This is a genomic window from Paenarthrobacter sp. CCNWLY172, from assembly GCF_037402035.1.
Taxonomy (GTDB): Bacteria; Actinomycetota; Actinomycetes; order Actinomycetales; family Micrococcaceae; genus Arthrobacter.
Window position 1 is genome coordinate 129163 of the sequence record NZ_JBBEGB010000010.1, and the last position, 13063, is coordinate 142225.

Genomic DNA, 13063 nt, shown 5'->3' on the forward strand with positions numbered 1-13063 from the left:
ATGGTGTGGGCCACCCACTTAAAGGTAGAGCTGGCTATACCGACAGGACTCCAGCCGCTGCGGCAGACTTGGGGTCATGATCAAACCCCGTTTTCGGCGATGGCTGCGTGCCTACGGTTATCTTGTTGGCGAGCTGTTCACCAGCATCATTTCCATGGGCATGTTCATGGTTTCTGCGCTCCTCATTCCGCTGTTCCTCTTCAGTGGAGGATGGCTCGTTGCGCCCAGGGCGGTAGCCGGCTTGCGCTGGTGGGCGGCATTGGCCCGCCGTCGAACATTCAGCTACACAGCTGCGCCCGTAACCGAAAGCTACGCTCCCATTCCCAACAACCCGTCGTTCGAAGAGCGCCTCCGCTTGGTCTTTTCCCGCAGCACTGGCCGGGACTTGTTATGGTTGGTGGCTCATGGGCTGGGAATGCCGATCGTGGCGCTCTTGTGTATCGGATTCCCTTTTGGCGCCTTGAACTCGCTGCTCATTCCCACCTACTGGTACCTCCTTCCTGTGGATCAACCAGTGGTTAGCCTCTATCCAGTAACGTCGTGGGGCGGTGCTTGGTGGATGCTGTTGATCGGAGCCGGGTACGCAGTAATCTCCTGGTGGTTGATCCCGGGAGCCGCCGCTGGGCTTGCCTGGGTGCAGGGGAAGTTGCTGTCTCTTCCTGCGAGCTCGTACCTGGCCGAGCGGGTGACGGCGTTGACTGCCAGCCGTGCCGCTGCGTTGGATGCGCATTCAGCAGAGCTCAAAAGGATTGAGCGCGATTTGCATGACGGCGCGCAAAATCGCTTGGTGGGCGTGGTCATGATGCTGGGGCTGGCCGAGCGAACTCTTGAAAAGAGTCCCGACGACGCACTCCCCCACGTCCGTAGGGCCCAGCAAGCGGCCACCGAGGCTCTGGCGGGCTTACGGACGGCGGTTCACGATATTCACCCGCCGATCCTGGAGGAACTTGGCCTTGAAGGCGCGCTCTCTGCGTTGACGGGACGTTCAGCGATCCCTTGCAATTTGATGGTCTCGGATCTGCACCGAGTACCGGCTGCACTGGAATCAGCCAGCTACTTCATCGTTGCCGAAGCCTTGACCAACGCCAATAAGTACAGTTCCGCCACCCGAATGTCCGTGGTGGTCAAACGGGACCCCTCTGCTGATCGCCTCCTGATCTCGGTGGAGGACAACGGCCATGGCGGAGCCGTGGAACGTCCGGGTGGCGGGCTTGCAGGAATTCGACGCCGGGCGGCTGCTTTTGAGGGCGTCCTGGATTTTCAGAGCCCGGCCAACGGACCAACAACGGTAAAGGTGGAGCTGCCGTGCGGGTTGTGATTGCCGAGGATGACGCGCTCCTCCGGGAAGGCTTGTCACTTCTCCTCAAGAGCGAAGGCTTCGATGTGATCGCTGCCGTGGACAACGCAGTCGACTTCCTGGCTGTCCTGGACGATGCAGACGCCGCCGTTCTGGATGTGCGGATGCCTCCCACATTCACCAATGAAGGCCTTGTGGCAGCACGTGAAGCTCGACGCCGCAGGCCCGGTTTTCCGGTGTTGGTCCTTTCCGCGTATGTGGAGGACCGCTACGCCGGTGACCTGTTGTCCGAGGGTGCGGCCGGACTCGGTTACCTGTTGAAGGAGCGGGTGGGCAAGGTTGCCGAGTTCACCGACACCCTTCGGCGGGTTGCCGGCGGCGCAACCGTCATGGACCCTGAAGTGATCTCCCAGCTGATGAGCCGCCGCGGTGCCGGTGATCCGGTGGGCACTCTGACCCCAAGGGAACGCGAAGTCCTTGGCCTCATGGCAGAAGGACTGGACAACGTCTCCATTGGAGCCCGCCTGGTGGTCACTGAAACTGCTGTGAGCAAGCACATCGGCAATATCTTCCAAAAACTGCAATTGTCCGCCATGGACCGGGGGCATCGGAGAGTGTTGGCAGTGCTCGCTTACCTCCGAAGCTGAGCTCGTGAAAGTTCAAAGCCGTTGCCTGCATCCAGCCCCGATGACAGGATGTCCGCATGGCTATCGAGGTTCGCCCCGCGACGGTGTTCGATGACGTGAAGACCTTGGTGGGGCCGAAGAGTCCCGACTCCAACGTGTGCTGGTGCCTGAGCTACAGGATCCCGTCGAAACTGAACCAGGAACTCCAAAAACAGGAGCGCGGAAATTACGTCAAGAAGCTGGTCTCAGAGGACCCGCCTCCCGGTGTTTTGGCGTACGACGGCGACGAAGTAGTCGGGTGGGCAGCGGTCCACCCGCGTGCGGACACCAGTTTCGCGAAGAACCGGAAGATCCCCCATGTTGACGACGCCGAGGTGTGGTCGGTGTGGTGCATCCGGGTGCGGCCGGGGCATCGCGGCAAGGGCATTTCCCATGAACTCCTGCGAGGGGCCATCGACTTCGCAAAGAGCCACGGCGCTCCCGTGCTTGAGGGTTATCCCGTGGACAACAAGGGCGGCAAGGTGGATCTGACCATGGCGTATGTTGGTACCCGCAGGCTCTTCGAGAAGGCCGGCTTCAAGAAGGTCGCCGAAACCACCTCGGTGCTGAACGGCTTCCCCAGGGTCCTGATGCGCCTGGATCTCAACTAGCGCCCTGCAACCTTGCCGTCATCCGGTGCGCTTCCTCCAACAGCAGCCTGCCCAGAAACTCCTGGCGGTCCGGACGGAACCTGGGCTCAATCCCGGTCAGGGAGAGAGCCCACGCCGGCCGGCCCTGCTGGTCGAACACCGCGGCTCCCATTCCCCAACTGCCTTCAAGGATCAGGCCCGGATTGACGGAGTAGCCAGCCAGCCGTGTATTTTCCAGGTTGTCCCGCACCACCTCCGCGGGGTGCCCCGCGGCAAAGTCGCCAGCATGCGAACCCCAGTCCTTCAGCAGTGATTCCTGCTCGTCCGGGGGCAGGAAGGCCATGATCGCGGTCCCCGCAGAAGCCACCCCCAGCGGGAAGCGCACCCCTTCGTGCAGGACAAACGACCTCACGGGAAATGAGCCCTCTTCGCGCAGGACACAGATGGTCTCGGTCCCCCGGCGGATGGAGAAGAACGCGCTCTCTCCCGTTTCCGCTGCCAGTCTGCGCAGCGACGGGCGTGCAATGTCTTCCATGGGAAAACGGGCCGCAGCTACGGAGCCCAGCAGGAAGATTTCCGGCCCCAGCACCCACTTGCCGGCGTCGTGCTCCAGCAAACCTTCGGCAGCCAACGAGGTCAGCAGCCGGTGCACTGTTGGCCGCGTCAACCCGGATTCGCGCACCAGGCCAGCAAGGGACATGCCTTCCGGCTTGCGGCCCACCAGCCGCAGCAACTGCGCCACCCGGCCGACAACCTGCGCTCCTTGTACCGCCACAGCACCCTCCTGAAGATTTCATCCATAATATGGACACCCTTGAGCCTAGCGTCCACACCATGAGTAGCCAACACCGCGCTCCGTTGCATGCATCCCTCAAGGAACCTAGGCTCAGTCTTAAGTGAACGAAGTCCACAAAGTGGACGCACCATCTAAAGCTCGACGAGGAGTTCGGAATGTCCACCATGTACGCGAGCGCAGCCCAAGCGCTGCATAACCTGATGGCAGACGGCCTGACCATCGCCGTCGGGGGCTTCGGCCTGAGCGGAATCCCCGCAGACCTGATCGATGCCGTCCGGGAATCGGGTGCCAAGGACCTCACCATCGTTTCCAACAACATGGGGGTGGATGGCAAGGGTCTCGGCGTCCTGATCGAGGCCGGCCAGGTCCGGAAGGTCATAGCTTCCTATGTGGGCGAGAACAAACTTTTCGCCGAGCAGTACCTTGCGGGGAAACTCGAGGTCGAATTCACGCCGCAAGGCACCCTGGCTGAACGCCTCCGCGCCGGCGGCGCCGGCATCCCCGCCTTCTACACGCGCACCGGTGTGGGAACTTTGGTTGCCGAAGGCAAGCCCCTGGAAGAGTTCGACGGCGTCACGTACGTCCGCGAGCGCGCCATCACCGCCGACGTCGCGCTGGTTCACGCCCACACGGCCGACACGGACGGCAACCTGATCTACCGCTACACCGCCCGCAACTTCAACCCTGTGGTGGCTACTGCCGGGAAAGTCACAATCGCCGAGGCCGAGGTCATTGTGCAGCCGGGCGGGCTGGACCCCAACCACATTGTGACCCCCGGTGTTTACGTGCAAGGGCTGGTCCAGGCGACCGCACGGGTCAAGGACATCGAACAGCGCACGGTCCGGCAGCGTGCCGAAGCCCTCACGGTTTAGAAGCAAAAGGAGCATTCACCATGGCATGGACACGTGACCAGATGGCCGCCATCGCGGCCGAAGAACTGAACGACGGCGACTACGTCAACCTCGGCATCGGCATCCCCACGCTGGTGGCCAACAACCTGCCCGACGGCGTGCGGGTGGTCCTCCAGAGCGAGAATGGCCTGCTCGGCATGGGCCCGTTCCCGTATGAGGGCGAGGAAGACGCCGACCTTATTAACGCAGGCAAGCAGACCGTCACCATCACCCCCGGCGGCAGCATCTTCGACTCCGCTACTTCGTTCGGCATGATTCGCGGCGGTCACGTGAAGGTGGCCATCCTGGGAGCCATGCAGGTCTCCGGGTCCGGCGACCTCGCCAACTGGACCATCCCCGGCAAGATGGTCAAGGGCATGGGCGGAGCCATGGACCTGGTGGCCGGAACACCGCGTGTGGTGGTACTCACCGAGCACAATGCCAAGGACGGCACGGCCAAGATCGTCCGCGAATGTACTTTGCCGCTGACGGGCCTCCGGTGCGTTGACCGGATCATCACGGACCTCGCCGTTTTTGACATCGAAGAAACGCACGACGGCGGCACCCGCCTTCTGCTGACCCGCCTCGCCCCGGGCGTCACGGTGGAGGAGCTCCGCAGCAAGACGGACGCAGAGTTCACGGAAGCGCTCACCTCTGAAGAACAAACGCTTGAAGGAGCCAACGCATGAGCCTGAAAGACCAGTTCGGCAAAGACATCCTGCTCACGGGATGGGGACACAGCAAGTTCGGCAAGCTCACGGATGACACCTTGGAGTCGCTGATCGTCCAGGTGGCCGGCGAAGCCATTCGGAATTCGGGACTCGACCCCAAGGACATTGACGAGATCTACCTCGGCCAGTTCAACTCCGGCATGCAGCCTTTGGGCTTCACGTCGTCCCTGGCCCTCCAGCTTTCAGCGGACTTGGCCAACGTTCCGGCTACCCGTACTGAGAACGCGTGCGCTTCCGGATCGGCTGCCTTCCAGCAGGGCGTCAAGGCTGTCCTCGCCGGAACCGCGCGCAACGTCCTGGTGATCGGCGCAGAGAAAATGACCGACGCCGGAGCGGATGTGGTGGGGGCAGCCCTCCTGGGCGCTTCGTACGAGATGGCGGGCAAGGCGTCCTCCACAGGATTCACGGGCCTGTTCGCGGAGGTGGCCAAGCATTACGGGAAGCGCTACGGTTCCGGCATCGACGCCGCGAAGTACCCCGGCGGCCTCGGCGATGTCCTGGGTTCCATTGCCGCCAAGAATCACCGGAACGGCATGGACAACCCGTACGCCCAGATGCATCGCGACTTCGGCGAGGAATTCTGCCGGACCATTTCCGAGAAGAACCCCATGGTGGCCGAGCCTTTGCGCCGCACGGATTGTTCGCCGGTCTCGGACGGTGCCGCCGCCGTCGTGCTGTCAACGTCGGCGACCGGCGGCGCTACGGCACCTGTGCGCCTTGCCGGGTTTGGTCACGCGAACGACTTCTTCCCCGCGGAGAAGCGGGATCCCACCGAGTTTGCCGCCACCAGGGCTTCGTGGGAGCGTGCGCTGGGCATGGCTGGTGTGGGCCTTGAGGGCCTGGACTTCGCCGAGGTGCACGACTGCTTCACCATCGCCGAGCTCATCATGTACGAGGCCATGGGGCTCACACCTCGCGGCGAAGGGGCGCGCGCCGTCCAGGAGGGTTGGGTATACAAGGACGGGAAGCTGCCCGTCAACGTCTCCGGCGGGCTCAAGGCCAAGGGACACCCCGTGGGCGCCACGGGCGTGTCGCAACATGTCATCGCGGCCATGCAACTCACGGGCACTGCGGGGGACATGCAACTTCCGAATGCACGGCGCGGTGCCGTGCAGAACATGGGCGGCGTCGGCATCGCCAACTACGTGAGCGTGCTGGAAGCCGTGTAGTTACCGGTTCCGGATCAGCATCGCGATCTCCGTAAACCCGAGCCGCTCTGCGTTCTGCAGGGCGGTTCGGCCTTGGGGGTCGCGGATATTTGGGTTGGCACCGGCTGCAAGAAGTTGCCGGACCACGTCCTGCTGGTTCGGTCCCCCGTTGTTGAGCAGGATGGCTTCCTGCATGGCAGTCCAGCCCAGGTTGTTGATGTGGTCTACGGGCACACCTGCTGCGATCAGAATCCGGACAGTTTCCGTGTGCCCGTGCTCGCTCGCAGGGATCAGCGCCGTGCCGCCGTATCTGTTGGTGCTGCGAACATCCGCGCCCGCGGTCAAGGTCAGCTGCAGGACCTCGTTGAAACCCTCCGCACCCGCGTAGAGGAAGGCGGAGTCCTGGATATCGTCCTTGGCATTGACGTTTCCGCCGGCCGCGATGAGTTCACGAACCCTCGCAGCGTCATTGGCTTTCGCGGCGAGGATCAGGAGTCGGTCGGTTTCCCTCTGGGCCTCGGGTGACAGTCGGGGAGGCACAGCAGCCGACGACGCCGGGCCGGGACTTGGGGTCGACGCTGCGGTCGAGTGGGGGGCTGCGGGAGTCGGGACCGGACCGCCGGACGGTAAGGCCGCCGTCGTGCCCGGACTGGCTGTGACGGACGGCGGGGGCGACGGCGCGCAGCCAGCCATGAGCCCGGCGACCAGTACGCTTGCACCGATCACCGAACCGGCCAGGCCGCGCGCCTTCATGGAACTCATACCGTCGAGGCTACTTTGCTGCCGCGGCCAAGGCTTCAGCACCGGCCGTGGCGCAGGCTTCGTCGAGTGCGCCGTCGGGTGCTCCGCCGACTCCGATGCCGGCCACCGACACGCCGTTGACCTTGAGCGGGACGCCGCCGGCCAGGAACAGGGTGCCGGGGAGGTCGGCGATGGACGGGCCGTTGCCGTTGATGCGCTTGGCGAGCTCGCTGGTGGGAGCACCGAAGGCTGCGGCCGTGTAGGCCTTCTGCTTGGCGGCTTCGATGGTGTGCTCGGCGGCGTTGTCACCGCGAAGGAGTGCCTGGACGGTGCCGAAACGGTCAACCAGGGCCACGGTGACGAACGGCAGTTTGTCTGCCTGGCACTTGGCGAGCGCGGCGTTGACGGCGGCGCTCGAAGCACCCACGGAGATACGGTTCTGGGCTACGACGTTCTCCGGTGCCGGCTGTACTTCTGCGGCAACTTTCACGGGGGCGGCCTGTGCGGCAGCCGGCGCAGCTGCGGGTGACACTGCGTTGGCCACGGCAGTCACACCACCGGTGAGCAGCAGCGCTCCGGCAGCGGCGGCGGCGATCATCTTACGGGACTTCTTCACGGGGTTCTCCTAGTGGTGAGCGTCGGGTGCAGTGGTTCGTATCGGGTACATCTCCATGCTTCCGCGGACGTCCTCAACGCCACATCGCCCGGTCGCCGTTCCCGGGCTCAGCCTTTCCGTCATCGGTATCAGCCAAAAGGTGGAGAGACCAATGCCCGCGCGGGATCTAGCATGGGAAGATGCCAACTGCCCCTCCACAGCCGGCGCCGAGCATTCGCTTCGATGGCCGGATCGATGCTGTGGTGCATCTGGGCTTCGCCGTCCTGATGGTCGCTTCAGCGGTCCGCTACGTCATGCGGCACTCCCCCGCCGACAACCTCTGGACAGTGGCGTTGGCTGGAACCGTCTGTGTCCTTTACACGGTCACAGCAGTGCTGGCCCGGCGACGGGAACGTGGCCGGCGGCAACCCGGCCAGCCTCGCCGGCTATGGATTCCGTGGATGATCGTCCTGGTGGCGGCGTGGGCGGCGCTCGTCATCGCCGCCCCCAGCTTCGCGTGGTGTTCCTTCGCTATCTTTTTCCTTACCCGGACCGCTTTCCGCGGGTGGGCGGCCTATGTGGCGGGGGGCGCGACGGCGGCCGCCACCGCCGTCGGACTCTTCCGGATGAGCGATTGGACAGACATCGCGATGCTGCTGGGTCCGCTCGCCGCGGGCGCCCTGCTCACGTTGATTTACGACAAGATTGAGCGCGACCAGGAACGGCTTGCCGCCGGCGAGAGGCAAGCCGGAGTCGCCGCCGAGCGCGAGCGTGTTTCCCGGGAAATCCACGACACCGTCACCCAGGGCCTGGCCAGCAGCCTTCTCCTCCTCGAAGCAGCCCAACGCTCCTGGCCCGCTCCTGCTTCGAACCAGGATGTGCGCAAAGCTGCGGATCTGTTGCGACGCAACCTCGCCGATACCCGCAGCCTGGTACACGAACTCTCCGCGCCCGGCCTGGAATCCGGGCCCCTCCCCGAGGCCCTGGAGCACGCAGCACGGCAATATGTGGAGACCATCCGCGTCCAAGTCACCGGAGATCCGCGGCCTCTCCCTTCCGAGGTGCGGCACGCCCTGCTGCGCGTCACCCAGAGCGCAGTGGCCAACATCAAACTTCATGCCCGCGCGAACCACGCCAGCGTGACCCTTGGGTACCTTCCGTCTGCGGTCACATTGGACGTGTACGACGACGGCCGCGGCTTTGATCCCGGAACGGTACCTCCGCCGTCGGAAGCCGGAGGATACGGGCTTCGGGCCATGCGGCAACGCGTGGAACAGTTGGGCGGAGAATTGTCTGTGGAGAGCACGCCGGACGAGGGCACCATCATCGCGGCGCAGCTGCCGGTCGGGCCGCCCGCACAACCCACTAATGGCTCAAAGGAGGAGGCCCTGTGACCCGCATTTCCGTGCTTCTCGTGGACGACCACACCGTAGTCCGGAGCGGACTCACGGCGCTGTTGGGCACCCAAGCCGATATCGCCGTCGTCGGGGAAGCCGCCTCCGGTGAGGAAGCGCTGGAAGCGGCGCAGCAGCATGCCCCGGACGTCGTCCTCATGGACCTGGCCATGGGTGCCGGGATGGACGGCATCGAAGCCATCAAACAGCTCCGCCAGCGAACCCCCAAGCAGGCGATCATTGTGTTCACCACCTACGACTCGGACGCAGACATCGTCCGTGCCGTAGACGCCGGCGCCATGGGTTATCTGCTCAAGGATGCTGCCCCGGAGGAGATCTTCGCGGCGGTTCGAGGAGCTGTGCAGGGAAAGAGTGTGATGAGCGCTCCGGTGGCCTCCCGGCTGTTCCAACAACTGCGGAACCCGGACGAAATCCTCACCCCGCGCGAGGCCGAACTGCTCAGCCTGCTGACCGAAGGCCTCAGCAACCGTGACCTTGGAAAACGTCTCTTCATCTCGGAGGCAACAGTCAAGACCCACCTCGCCCACATCTACGCCAAACTGGGCGTCGAGACGCGGGCAGCGGCCATCGCCACAGCTATCCGCCGCGAGGGGATGCGGTAGGAGACGCGGTTGGCTACTCTGGCCCTATGTCGGACGCAGCGGATCGCAAAATGTTCAAAACCCCGGGAACGGCTTTGATCGTCCGGGGAGTCCTCGCCATTGTTTTTGGCCTGTTGATTATTGCTTTGCCCAGCGCTACGGCGTTCGTGGTGATTGTCATGTTCGGGGTCTTCGCGATCATTGACGGCATCACCAGCGTGGCGCATTACTTCTACGACCCCGCAGGCCGGTCCCGCTGGACCATAGTGGGCGGCCTGATCTCCATTGCTGCCGGCATCCTGGCCATTGCCTGGCCGGGAATTACGGCCGCCGCAGTGGGCGTCCTCATCGGGCTGTGGGCCCTGGTGTTGGGTCTCTCGCAAATCGTCCTGTCCCTGGCCGCCAGGAATTTCGTCCGCAACTGGGGAATCTGGTTCCTGACCGGCCTCATCACCACCGTTTTCGGCATCTTTGTGCTGGTGAATCCGGGCTTGGGCTTCCTGAGCCTGGTGTGGATGTTGGCAGGGTTCGCGATGGTGATGGGCCTGCTGCTCATCGCCTCCGGCATCGGGCTGCGCAAACTGGCCAACACGGAGCCGCTGTATGGCCACTAAGGTCGCGGTAAAAAGCCGTCAGGGGATGCGCTCAGCGCCAAGTTCGGTAAGTTAGTGGCTGTGAAGATAGCTACCTGGAATGTGAACTCCCTCCGCGCCCGTGCAGACCGCGTTGAAGCCTGGCTTGAGCGAAGCGACTGCGATGTCCTGGCCATTCAGGAGACCAAGTGCAAGGACGAAAACTTCCCGTGGGAGCTCTTCGAGCGTATGGGCTACGAGGTTGCCCACTTCGGTGTGAACCAGTGGAACGGTGTTGCCATCGCCTCCCGCGTGGGGCTGGAAGATGTTGAACGCACGTTCCTGGACCAGCCTGCGTTCGGCAAGGCCGGCAAAGATCCCGCGCAGGAAGCCCGCGCCATCGCCGCTACCTGCGGCGGCATCCGCATCTGGAGCCTCTACGTCCCCAACGGCCGTTCCCTGGACGACGAACACATGCCGTACAAGATCAAATGGCTGGATGTCCTTCAGGGCCATGCCGCTGAATGGGTCAAGTCCGATCCCACTGCGCAGATCGCCCTCATGGGTGACTGGAACATTGCCCCGTTCGACGACGACGTGTGGGACATCGAACTGTTCCGCACCAACAACTACACCCACGTCTCCGAACCAGAGCGCGCCGCCTTCCACGCGTTCGAAGCCGCAGGATTTACCGACGTCGTCCGTCCCTACACTCCGGGCCCCGGCGTGTACACCTACTGGGACTACACGCAGCTGCGCTTCCCCAAGAAGGAAGGCATGCGGATCGACTTCTGCCTCGCATCCCCGGCACTGGCTTCGCGGGTCACCGGCGCCTCCATTGACCGCGAGGAACGCAAGGGCAAGGGCGCTTCGGACCACGCTCCCGTGATCGTGGAGCTCGCAAACTGAGTACACATCACTAACGAAAGGGGCAGCTGATATGACTGGAAACCTGTATCGGGGCCAGGCAGGGCTGCCCTTCTCTTCATCGCTGCGCATTTACGAGCCCCTCGAAGCGTTCCCGCCCGAACAGCAGCGCCAGCTCGTGGCGAAGGGCAGCAAGAGTGGTTCCCGGGCCGCCGTCGAAAATGCGGAGCTGCAAGCCTCGCTGGGCCGCATCACACGTTCCGGCGGCGACCCGTTCCCCACCGGCAGCACCGACCTGGTGCGCATGACGCGGGTTCCCACCGGACGTCACGCGGCAACGCCGGACGAAGCTGGAACAGACCAAGCAGCCGCGGCGGACGGAGCTGCCGCGTCCCACCACAGTGCGGCATCGGCCCAGGAAGGGCACGACGCCGGACGGTTGCTTTACTGCCCCAGCCAACTGGTGATTCGGGCTGGCTTGGCAGCCAACGCGCTCATGGACGGTGTGCACAGTCCCTTGGCCGACCTCCTCATTCCCGTCTCGCAACGTGACAAGCACCAGGTCAGAATCGATCGAATCAATGCCGGGGAAGATGCAAAGCGCGTCCATACCCGGGCCTCAACGTGGGGTATCCCGTTCAGCTGGTTCTCGCTCTTCGCCGAGTCGGACCGCAAGGACGTAGTGGAGGCTGAAGGGCGCATTCTCACCGTCCGGGTGTGGACTCCCCTCACGGAGGCCCTGGACCGTGCACGCTTCGCCGTGGCCCACTTGGCTTTGGCTGCGCCGGACCTGGACATGTTGGATGACCTGACGCAGCTCACCGAATGGCTGGAACTCTTTCATATCCAGTCCATGGTGGAGCTGGACTACGGCGCAGTGGCAGACAAGGTGTATCCGGACGAGTCCCCCATGGACGTGCGGTTGGGCATCGAATGCCTCGCCGAGGGCGACATGACCGGTGCGGCCGCTGCATACCGGAGGCTCGCCTCGCGCTGGATCCCCATCCGGCAGCTGGCGCGGGCCTCCTAGCCGGCGGCTTTATGCGCCGGGTGGGGCGGTTGTCTCGCGCACGATCAGCTCGTGGGGAGCCACTTCCGAATGCACGGCTTCCGGGTTGCCGTCCAACTCGTCCAGCAGCATTTTCGTGGCGAGTTCGGCCTGGTTGTCGGGGCGCTGGCCCACTGTAGTCAGGCCAATGGAGGCCGAGAAATCGTGATCATCAATGCCGATCACTGAGAGGTCTTGAGGCACCCTGACGCCGTGGCGGCCGGCCTCAAAAATGACGCCCATCGCCATCTCGTCCGACGAACAGAAAATAGCTGTCGGTTTGCGTCCGGGCTGGTTCCATAGCCGGTTGAAGGCCTGCTGGCCGCTGGCAACGGTGAAATCGCCCCATTGGTCCCATTCGGGCCGGACCTCCAGTCCGGCGTCGGTCATGACTTCCTGGAAGGCGCGGATACGCACGCGGGGTACGTCGAAGTTCAGGTCCGTTTCGTCGTCGCCGTGGAGCAGGGCGATGTCCTTGTGGCCCAGGTCCAGGAGGTGCCGCACTGCGGTGGACGCGGCGTCGTAATCGTTGATGCCGATGTACGCACAATCCTCAACGTGCCCGCCCACCACAACCAGCGGGATATCGATCTTGTGGAGGTGTTCCAGCTCTTCCGCGGTCAAGGACATGCACAGCACCAACAGGGCGTCGATTTGTTTGTAGACCATGGTGGAACTGAAGAGCCGCTCACGGTTGCTCCCGTGGCCCCCCAGGTTGAACAGCGAGAGATTGTACTTGCGGGAATGCAGCTCACGGTCCGCACCCTCGATGGCCTTTGAGAAGAACCAACGGCTCACGAAAGGGGCCAGCACACCGATGGTGCGCGTACGGCCGGTGGCCAGGCCTGACGCTGACGACGACGCCACATACCCGAGTGAACTGGCTACTTCGAGGATTCTTTCGCGAGTGGCCGGAGAAACCCGAGGTAACCCCCGCACGGCCCGTGAGACGGTGGCCGTCGAGACTCCGGCAGCTGCAGCGACGTCCTCAATACTGACGCCGGTATGGCCACCGCGTTGGGATCTACCCGTTGTTTTTGACACAGGCTCCCCTCTCCGGCCGCCGTTGCTCCGCCTATACCTTAAGTGTCTGTTTGTGGTTTGAAGCCCTCGGTTACGCAGCCGCG

At 63.8% G+C, this 13063-nt stretch carries 15 protein-coding genes; 11 read left to right on the top strand and 4 right to left on the bottom strand.

Annotated elements, in window-relative coordinates; genetic code table 11:
• Positions 1 to 76: 76 nt before the first annotated feature.
• Genes WBN73_RS16455 through WBN73_RS16465 form a run of 3 tightly spaced genes read left to right on the top strand, consistent with a single transcriptional unit; the run spans position 77 to position 2573 of the window.
• On the top strand, positions 77 to 1318 hold the full coding sequence (locus tag WBN73_RS16455; protein WP_337340790.1) for a sensor histidine kinase: 1242 nt from the start codon (positions 77 to 79) through the stop codon (positions 1316 to 1318).
• Positions 1306 to 1944, top strand: a complete 639-nt coding sequence (locus WBN73_RS16460) for a response regulator (protein ID WP_207596039.1) — start codon at positions 1306 to 1308, stop codon at positions 1942 to 1944. The genes WBN73_RS16455 and WBN73_RS16460 overlap by 13 nt, the downstream gene beginning before the upstream one ends.
• Positions 1945 to 2000: 56 nt before the next feature.
• Positions 2001 to 2573, top strand: coding sequence for a GNAT family N-acetyltransferase (locus WBN73_RS16465; RefSeq protein WP_280626317.1), 573 nt, complete (start codon positions 2001 to 2003; stop codon positions 2571 to 2573).
• Here WBN73_RS16465 and WBN73_RS16470 read toward each other — a convergent pair.
• Entirely contained in the window at positions 2566 to 3327 is a 762-nt protein-coding gene (locus tag WBN73_RS16470) for an IclR family transcriptional regulator (protein ID WP_337340789.1), read from the bottom strand. The two genes, WBN73_RS16465 and WBN73_RS16470, sit on opposite strands and share 8 nt — an antisense overlap.
• A gap of 176 nt (positions 3328 to 3503) precedes the next feature.
• On the opposite strand from WBN73_RS16470, the gene WBN73_RS16475 reads away from it, so the two are divergent.
• The 3 genes from WBN73_RS16475 to WBN73_RS16485 are packed head-to-tail and all read left to right on the top strand — an operon-like array spanning position 3504 to position 6138.
• Complete coding sequence (locus tag WBN73_RS16475) at positions 3504 to 4220, top strand: CoA transferase subunit A (protein ID WP_337340788.1); 717 nt, start codon at positions 3504 to 3506, stop codon at positions 4218 to 4220.
• A 20-nt stretch (positions 4221 to 4240) separates the two neighbouring features.
• The gene (locus tag WBN73_RS16480) at positions 4241 to 4927 is read left to right on the top strand and encodes a CoA transferase subunit B (protein ID WP_207596035.1); all 687 of its coding nucleotides are present in this window, start codon (positions 4241 to 4243) and stop codon (positions 4925 to 4927) included.
• A complete protein-coding gene (locus tag WBN73_RS16485) occupies positions 4924 to 6138 on the top strand; it encodes an acetyl-CoA acetyltransferase (protein WP_337340787.1) in 1215 nt (404 codons plus the stop codon). The genes WBN73_RS16480 and WBN73_RS16485 overlap by 4 nt, the downstream gene beginning before the upstream one ends.
• Here WBN73_RS16485 and WBN73_RS16490 read toward each other — a convergent pair whose 3' ends face one another.
• On the bottom strand, positions 6139 to 6870 hold the full coding sequence (locus tag WBN73_RS16490) for an ankyrin repeat domain-containing protein (RefSeq protein ID WP_443193269.1): 732 nt from the start codon (positions 6868 to 6870) through the stop codon (positions 6139 to 6141).
• Positions 6871 to 6889: 19 nt separating this feature from the next.
• Positions 6890 to 7474: a GlcG/HbpS family heme-binding protein gene (locus WBN73_RS16495; RefSeq protein WP_207596033.1), complete on the bottom strand. Its 585-nt coding sequence runs from the start codon at positions 7472 to 7474 to the stop codon at positions 6890 to 6892.
• A 179-nt stretch (positions 7475 to 7653) separates the two neighbouring features.
• On the opposite strand from WBN73_RS16495, the gene WBN73_RS16500 reads away from it, so the two are divergent.
• The 5 genes from WBN73_RS16500 to WBN73_RS16520 are packed head-to-tail and all read left to right on the top strand — an operon-like array spanning position 7654 to position 11918.
• On the top strand, positions 7654 to 8847 hold the full coding sequence (locus tag WBN73_RS16500) for a sensor histidine kinase (protein WP_207596032.1): 1194 nt from the start codon (positions 7654 to 7656) through the stop codon (positions 8845 to 8847).
• Positions 8844 to 9470: a response regulator gene (locus WBN73_RS16505; protein ID WP_207596031.1), complete on the top strand. Its 627-nt coding sequence runs from the start codon at positions 8844 to 8846 to the stop codon at positions 9468 to 9470. Before WBN73_RS16500 ends, WBN73_RS16505 begins: the two co-directional genes overlap by 4 nt.
• A gap of 26 nt (positions 9471 to 9496) precedes the next feature.
• On the top strand, positions 9497 to 10063 hold the full coding sequence (locus tag WBN73_RS16510) for an HdeD family acid-resistance protein (protein ID WP_207596030.1): 567 nt from the start codon (positions 9497 to 9499) through the stop codon (positions 10061 to 10063).
• A gap of 60 nt (positions 10064 to 10123) precedes the next feature.
• On the top strand, positions 10124 to 10930 hold the full coding sequence (locus tag WBN73_RS16515) for an exodeoxyribonuclease III (RefSeq protein WP_089597124.1): 807 nt from the start codon (positions 10124 to 10126) through the stop codon (positions 10928 to 10930).
• A 31-nt stretch (positions 10931 to 10961) separates the two neighbouring features.
• Complete coding sequence (locus WBN73_RS16520) at positions 10962 to 11918, top strand: hypothetical protein (protein ID WP_207596029.1); 957 nt, start codon at positions 10962 to 10964, stop codon at positions 11916 to 11918.
• A 9-nt stretch (positions 11919 to 11927) separates the two neighbouring features.
• Here WBN73_RS16520 and WBN73_RS16525 read toward each other — a convergent pair whose 3' ends face one another.
• Positions 11928 to 12980 (bottom strand): LacI family DNA-binding transcriptional regulator, encoded by a 1053-nt coding sequence (locus WBN73_RS16525; protein WP_207596028.1) that lies wholly within the window; start codon positions 12978 to 12980, stop codon positions 11928 to 11930.
• Positions 12981 to 13063: the final 83 nt, after the last annotated feature.